Source organism: Salicola sp. AFF1 (assembly GCF_056783195.1).
This window is the reverse complement of sequence record NZ_JBXAYL010000031.1, coordinates 21,862-28,464: the sequence shown is the minus strand read 5'-3', so window position 1 is coordinate 28,464 and position 6,603 is coordinate 21,862. Positions and strand designations below refer to the sequence as shown.

Sequence of the window (6,603 nt, the reverse complement as noted above, 5' to 3'; positions counted from 1 at the left end):
GTCTTCCCCTCAGTCGGGGTGACGCCACCTTCTTGCAGGTGGCCGGGTTTGCCGGCTTCGCCGGGCAAACAAAAAACGGGCAGCGGCTCTCGCCGCTGCCCGTTTTGAGCGCCCCGTTTCCGCCTCGTTACGCGGAGGGCTGGCTCTCCGTCTGCTTCTTAGCGCCACCGGAGCTTTTCTTCGCCCCGCTGGACTGCTTGCTGGCGCTGGAGCCGGACTGCTTCTGGCTGCTGGACTGCGAACTGCTGCTGCCCTGCTGCTCACTTTTCTGCTCATCCTGAGCCGCTTCCTTGTCAAAGCGCCCGATCAGGCTGTCAGCGTAGTCGCCCAGCCGCTTGTTCCATACACGCAGGGTTTCATAAGCCGTATTGGCGTAGTCGTCATGCTTGGCGCGCACGGACTTCACACTGTAACTCTTGGCCTGCTTCTCGACCTTCTCGGCAAGCTCGAACGGGCGCTCGGCCAGGTTTTTGTGCTGCTTTTCAACCGTGTTGATGCCTTTCTCGATGACGTCCTGTACCTGTTGTTGATAATTGCGGATCTTACTCATGGTCAACCTCCTTTGAATGCTCATCGACGCGCCTGCGCCCACTGATTGCTTCAGCTTGGAGACTACGGTGAATAATTAGAATACGCATACTAATGGTGTAAAAAGTGTGGTTGCAGGGTTCACAAATCACGCCATAATGAACAGCTAACCAGAAACCATTGAAGTGACAGTACCTGGCCGCGTACCGGCTCCAGGCTGCTTGGTGGCAACGGTGGGAAGCCCCTTTCCGCCGCCGCCATGGTTAACACCTATGGACTGTGAAACGCCCGTTCTGGAACACTCCGCGTGACCATAACCCTGAAGCGACACCCCCATGATTGAGCTCAGCAAAGACCGACCCGTCGTCCTGGTGGACGGCTCCTCTTATCTTTTCAGGGCCTTCCATGCCCTGCCCCCGCTGACCACCTCAGAGGGCCAGCCCACCGGGGCGGTCAAGGGCGTGATCAGCATGATCCGCCGCCTGCAGCAGGATTACCCGGGCTCGCCCATCGCCATCGTCTTCGACCCGAAAGGCAAAACGTTCCGGCACGAACTGTACGAGGACTATAAGGCCAACCGCCCGGAAATGCCGGAGGACCTGGCCTGCCAGATCCAGCCCATCCACGACATCATCCGTGCCATGGGGCTGCCTCTGCTGATCGAGGATGGCATGGAGGCGGATGACGTCATCGGCACCCTGGCCAACGAAGCCACCGACAAGGGCGTGGATGTCATCATCTCTACGGGCGACAAGGACATGGCCCAGCTGGTGAGCGATCATGTGTCGCTGATCAACACCATGAACGACACCTCCATGGACCGGGAGGGAGTGATCGAGAAGTTCGGGGTCAAGCCGGACCAGATCGTGGACTACCTGGCCCTGGTGGGCGACAGCGTGGACAACATCCCGGGCGTGACCAAATGCGGCCCCAAGACAGCCGTCAAATGGCTCCAGCAGTACGGCGACCTGGATAACCTCATGGCCCATGCTAACGAGGTGGGTGGCAAAATCGGCGACAACCTCCGGGCCGCCCTGGACCAGCTGCCCCTGAGCCGGGACCTGGCCCGCATCCGAACCGAACTGGACCTCGGTTACAGCGTGGAAGCACTGGACCCGGAGCCGGTGGACCGGGAGCAGCTGCTTGAACAGTTCCGGGCGATGGAGTTCCGCGGCTGGATCCGGGAGCTGCAAAACGACAGTGGCGCACCGGAAAAACAGCAGACCGGTAACGGTGGGGACACTGCCGCGCCGGCCGAAGTGACGACCGATTACCATACGGTTCTGGATCAGCAGGCCCTGGATGCCTGGCTCGCCGCACTACACGATGCACCAGTGTTTGCCTTTGATACGGAGACCACCAGCCTCAACTACATGGACGCCCGCATCGTGGGCGTGTCCTTCGCGGTGGAGGCCGGCACCGCTGCCTACGTAGCGCTGGGCCACAGCTACCTGGGCGCGCCGGAACAGCTGGACTGCGAGGCCGTTCTGGAGCAGCTGCGGCCACTGCTTGAGGATCCCGAGCGCATCAAGGTCGGCCAGAACCTGAAGTACGACATCAATGTGCTGGCCAACCATGGCATCACCCTGCGCGGCGGCATTGAGGACACCATGCTCCAGTCCTATGTATTGAACTCCGCCGGCTCGCGCCACGATATGGGCACCCTGGCCCAGCGCTACCTGGAACGCGAGGTCACCAGCTTCGAAAGCATTGCCGGCAAGGGCGCCAAGCAAAAGCGTTTTGACGAGATCGAACTGGAAACCGCTGGCCACTACGCCGCCGAGGATGCGGACATCACCCTGCAGCTGCACGAAACCCTGAGCCCGCGCCTCAAGGACGACGCAGCGCTGGGGGCCGTTTACCGCGACATCGAGCTGCCGCTGGTGCCGGTGCTGGCCCACATGGAATACCGCGGCACCCTGGTGGATGCCAACCTTCTCGCCACCCAGAGCAACGAGCTGGCCGGGCGCATGAAGGCTCTGGAAGAACAGGCTTGGGAGGCCGCCGGCGAGGAATTCAACCTGGGGTCCCCCCAGCAGCTGCAGAAGATCTTCTACGAGAAGCTGGGCATGCCGGTGCTCAAGAAGACCCCGAAAGGGGCGCCCTCCACGGCGGAGCCGGTGCTGCAGGAACTGGCGGTAGACTATGAGCTGCCCCGTACCATTCTGGAGCACCGCAGCCTGAGCAAGCTCAAGTCCACTTACACGGACCGGCTCCCTGAAGTGATCAACTCGCGCACCGGCCGTATCCACACCTCCTACCACCAGGCGGTGACGGCCACTGGCCGGCTGTCGTCCTCGGACCCGAACCTCCAGAACATCCCCATCCGGACCGAAGAAGGCCGGCGCATCCGTCAGGCGTTCATTGCGCCGGAAGGCTACCGTCTGATCGCTGCGGACTATTCCCAGATCGAGCTGCGGATCATGGCGCACCTGTCCGGCGACCAAGGGCTCCTGGATGCCTTCGCCCATGGTGAGGACATCCACAAGGCCACGGCCTCGGAGGTGTTCGGAGTGGCTCGCGAGCAGGTCAGCGACACCCAGCGCCGGGATGCCAAGGCCATCAACTTCGGCCTCATCTACGGGATGTCCGCCTGGGGGCTGGGCCGCCAGCTGGGCATTCCCCGGGATGAAGCGCAGGGCTACATTGATCGCTACTTCGAGCGTTACCCGGGTGTTCTGGAGTACATGGACCGGATCCGCAAGACGGCCCATGAACAGGGTTATGTAGAGACCCTATTCGGCCGCCGTCTCTACCTGCCGGAGATCCACAGCCGCAACGGGCAGCTGCGCCAGGGGGCGGAACGCACTGCCATCAACGCGCCCATGCAGGGGAGCGCGGCGGACATCATCAAGAAGGCGATGGTGATGGTGGAGAACCGGATCGCGGGCTCCGGGTTTGATGCGCGCATGACGATGCAGGTGCATGACGAGCTGATTCTGGAGGTCCGGGAGGATCAGGTTTCCCAGCTGAGTTCGCTGCTGGAGGAGCTGATGAGCGGGGCGGCTGAGCTTGCAGTGCCGTTGCTCGTGGAGGCTGGTGTCGGGAAGAACTGGGATGAGGCGCACTGAAGCGCTGCCCCTGGAAGTCGTCACCAGCCTTTGACACATCTGCTGGCGCCGCAGCACGGGGAGGCTTCCCGGGACCGCTGTACATACATCCCTGTACGCTGGCGCGATGGCATCCTGCCATCGAGCCTCCCGGAAAGCCTCCCCATGCTCCAGCGCTCATGCCCCGTCAGGGGTCGATACGCCACCACTTCAGGAGCCTGGGATTCCGGCAGCTGGCCACCGCAAGCAGGTGGCGTTCCTACCAGAGAACAGATCGGGACTACTCATGACAATCAATTGGAAACACGAATGGCAGGCCTTCTGGCTCTGTCTGGGCTTTATAAGCCGTATTCCGATGCTGGCGCGGATTGATTATTCGCAGCAGCTGATGAACCACAGCAGCATGTATTTCCCCTTGGCAGGATTGGTGCTTGGGGCGGCTTATGCGCTGGTGTATCAGGCGCTGGCGATTGCCTTCCCCCTAGCGGTGACTGTCATTGGCGTGGTGATTGTCCACCTCTGGCTGACCGGCGCGTTCCATGAAGATGGGCTGGCGGATATGGTGGATGCGCTGGGAGGCGGGTTCACGGTTGAGAGGCGGCTGGCGATCATGAAGGACAGCCGCATTGGTACCTACGGGACGGTGGCGCTGGTCGGGGCCCTGGCACTGAAGGTGGCATTGCTCCTGGCGCTCGCGCCGTTACCGATCTGGGCGGTGCTGCTTTTCACCCCGGCGCTGGCGCGGGTAACGCCGTTGTTCCTGATGGCGGTGATGCCGTACGTGACGGATACGGATACCAGCAAAACCAAGCCGGTTGCGAATACCTTCCCGATGCCGCGGCTCGCGGTGGCAACGGCGTTCAGCGTTGCGCTGGCCGGTGTGGGCCTGTTCTGGCTGCCGGGGCTGGTTAGGGGCTTCGTGGTGGCCACGGCCCTGGTGGGCCTGCTCTGGGGGCGGCAGCTGCACCGGGCGCTGGGGGGTTACACCGGGGATGCGCTCGGTGCCTCCATCGTCCTCACGGAACTGGCCCTACTGGCCTTTCTGGTGGCCCTGTAAGCGGTGGCGATCGTAGAGGCGCCGGGCCCCATCGATGCCCCCCTTCTAGTCCAGGGCCCACCGGACCTTCTCGCAGTAGTGCGATACCGGGAACTGGTGGAGTGTCAGGGTCATGTCCTGGCTCCTTTGATCAGGAACTGGAAGCCGCTCTCGCCTGCTTGATGCGGTCGTAGGCGTTGGCGATCTCCTGGGTCTTTTCTTCAGCCATCTCGCGCATGCTCTCCGGCATGCCGCGGCCGGCGAGTTTGTCCGGGTGGTTCTCACTCATCAGTTTGCGGTAAGCCTTCTTGAGCTCCTCATCACTGACCTCTGGGGATACACCAAGCACCTTATAGGCATCCTCCAGGGATTGCTGCTGCTCCGCCGCACTTCCGGCGGCACCTCCCCGAAGCATGGCTTCCAGCTGCTCCACCTGACTTTCCGACAGCCCCAGCCGGCGGGCAATGCGCACCAGCATCTCATGTTCGTTCTCGTGCACCTGGCCATCAGCCGCAACAGCTGCAACCTGGACCTGGAGGAACATCTGCAGAAGGCCGGACTGGCCGCCACTCTGACGCAGGAACTCATTCAATTCCGCGTCCAGATCGAAGTCATCGGCCTTACCGCGATTGAAGGCGGCCTTGGCCGCTTCCCGTTGGCTTTCGGTGAGTCGGAAGCGCTGGAAAAGGGCTTCCGCCACCTCGATTTCGTCCTGGGTAACGACCCCATCGGCCTTGCAGAGCGCGCCCATGACCGCGAACACGGATTCCATGAAACGTGACTGCACCGCACGGATGCGCTGCCGCAGCTTCAGGCGCCCCGCATACACCAGACCACCGCCAATAAGCGCCCCGATAAGGGCGCCAGGCACCCCAAAAGCCGAACCAATCAGGGCACCGATCAGGACCGCAAGGAACATTCAAACCCTCTCAATCATTAACCCGCGAAAGTAGCGTCATGGTAAAGCAATGCCTGGACCGGGGACAGGTGATTAACGCAACCGAAATGCCTGGCCTGCCCCCGCCCCCATTGTTTAACCTGTAGCAAATCAGGACCAGAAGGAGGGACCCAATGAGCCACTACCCAATTCCATGGACACCGGCGGATATTCCAAATCTTACAGGAAGAACCGTGTTGATCACCGGCGCCAACAGTGGCCTCGGGCTGGAATCGACACGCCTTCTAGCGCAGCGCGGCGCCCACGTCATCATGGCCTGCCGCAACCGGGAGAAGGGCCAGGCGGCCCTGGAAAGCCTACAGGCCCAGGATCCGGACGCTGACCTCCAGCTGATGCAACTCGACTTGGCGGACCTGGCATCCGTGCGGGACTTTGCCCGGCGCATCCATGATCATTACCCGCGCCTGGATGTTCTGCTCAATAACGCCGGTGTCATGGCGCCACCGCTGCAGTTGACCCAGGACGGCTTCGAGATGCAGTTCGGCACCAACCACCTGGGGCACTTTGCCCTGACCGGGCTTCTGCTGGACCGGCTGCGTGCGGCGGAAGCGGCCCGGGTCGTAGTTCTGAGCAGCCTGGCCCACCGCTTCGGGCGCCTCGACTTCGACAACCTGGATGCCCGCAGGGGCTATCAACGCTGGCGTTTCTACGGTCAGAGCAAGCTCGCCAACCTGATGTTCGCTCTGGAGCTGGACCGCCGGCTGCGGCGCAGCGGTGAGACCATCCAGTCCATCGCCGTCCATCCCGGCTACTCGGCCACCAATTTGCAGCGCACCATCCCCGGGCATAGCCTGTTCAATGCCGTTACCGCCCAATCCCAGCAAAAGGGCGCTTACCCCAGCGTTTTTGCCGCCTCCTCACCGCAGGCGGAAGCGGGCCATTACTACGGCCCCCACGGTTTCCAGGAGCTGTGGGGCATGCCCGCCGAGGCCAGCGTAAGCCGTCTGGCGCGGAATCAGGAGGTAGCCCAAAAGCTATGGTCTGTTTCCCAGGACCTGACCGGTGTCTCGTTCACAGGCCTGGACGGCTGA

5 protein-coding genes are annotated in these 6,603 nt (G+C 62.4%); 3 read left to right on the top strand and 2 right to left on the bottom strand.

Annotated features, from left to right (window positions below; genetic code table 11):
• Positions 1 to 127: 127 nt before the first annotated feature.
• Positions 128 to 550, bottom strand: coding sequence for a hypothetical protein (locus tag AC1RQI_RS14990; RefSeq protein WP_416632422.1), 423 nt, complete (start codon positions 548 to 550; stop codon positions 128 to 130).
• A 313-nt stretch (positions 551 to 863) separates the two neighbouring features.
• Here AC1RQI_RS14990 and polA point away from each other — a divergent pair, with 313 nt between their 5' ends.
• Together polA and AC1RQI_RS14980 are read left to right on the top strand one after the other, a co-directional pair.
• On the top strand, positions 864 to 3,599 hold the full coding sequence (gene polA, locus AC1RQI_RS14985) for a DNA polymerase I (protein ID WP_481905433.1): 2,736 nt from the start codon (positions 864 to 866) through the stop codon (positions 3,597 to 3,599).
• Positions 3,600 to 3,864: 265 nt separating this feature from the next.
• On the top strand, positions 3,865 to 4,635 hold the full coding sequence (locus AC1RQI_RS14980) for an adenosylcobinamide-GDP ribazoletransferase (protein ID WP_481905432.1): 771 nt from the start codon (positions 3,865 to 3,867) through the stop codon (positions 4,633 to 4,635).
• A gap of 130 nt (positions 4,636 to 4,765) precedes the next feature.
• On the opposite strand, the gene djlA is transcribed toward AC1RQI_RS14980, so the two are convergent.
• Positions 4,766 to 5,533, bottom strand: a complete 768-nt coding sequence (gene djlA, locus AC1RQI_RS14975) for a co-chaperone DjlA (protein ID WP_416632426.1) — start codon at positions 5,531 to 5,533, stop codon at positions 4,766 to 4,768.
• A 152-nt stretch (positions 5,534 to 5,685) separates the two neighbouring features.
• Between djlA and AC1RQI_RS14970 the strand changes: the two genes are divergently transcribed.
• Positions 5,686 to 6,603 (top strand): oxidoreductase, encoded by a 918-nt coding sequence (locus AC1RQI_RS14970; protein WP_481905431.1) that lies wholly within the window; start codon positions 5,686 to 5,688, stop codon positions 6,601 to 6,603.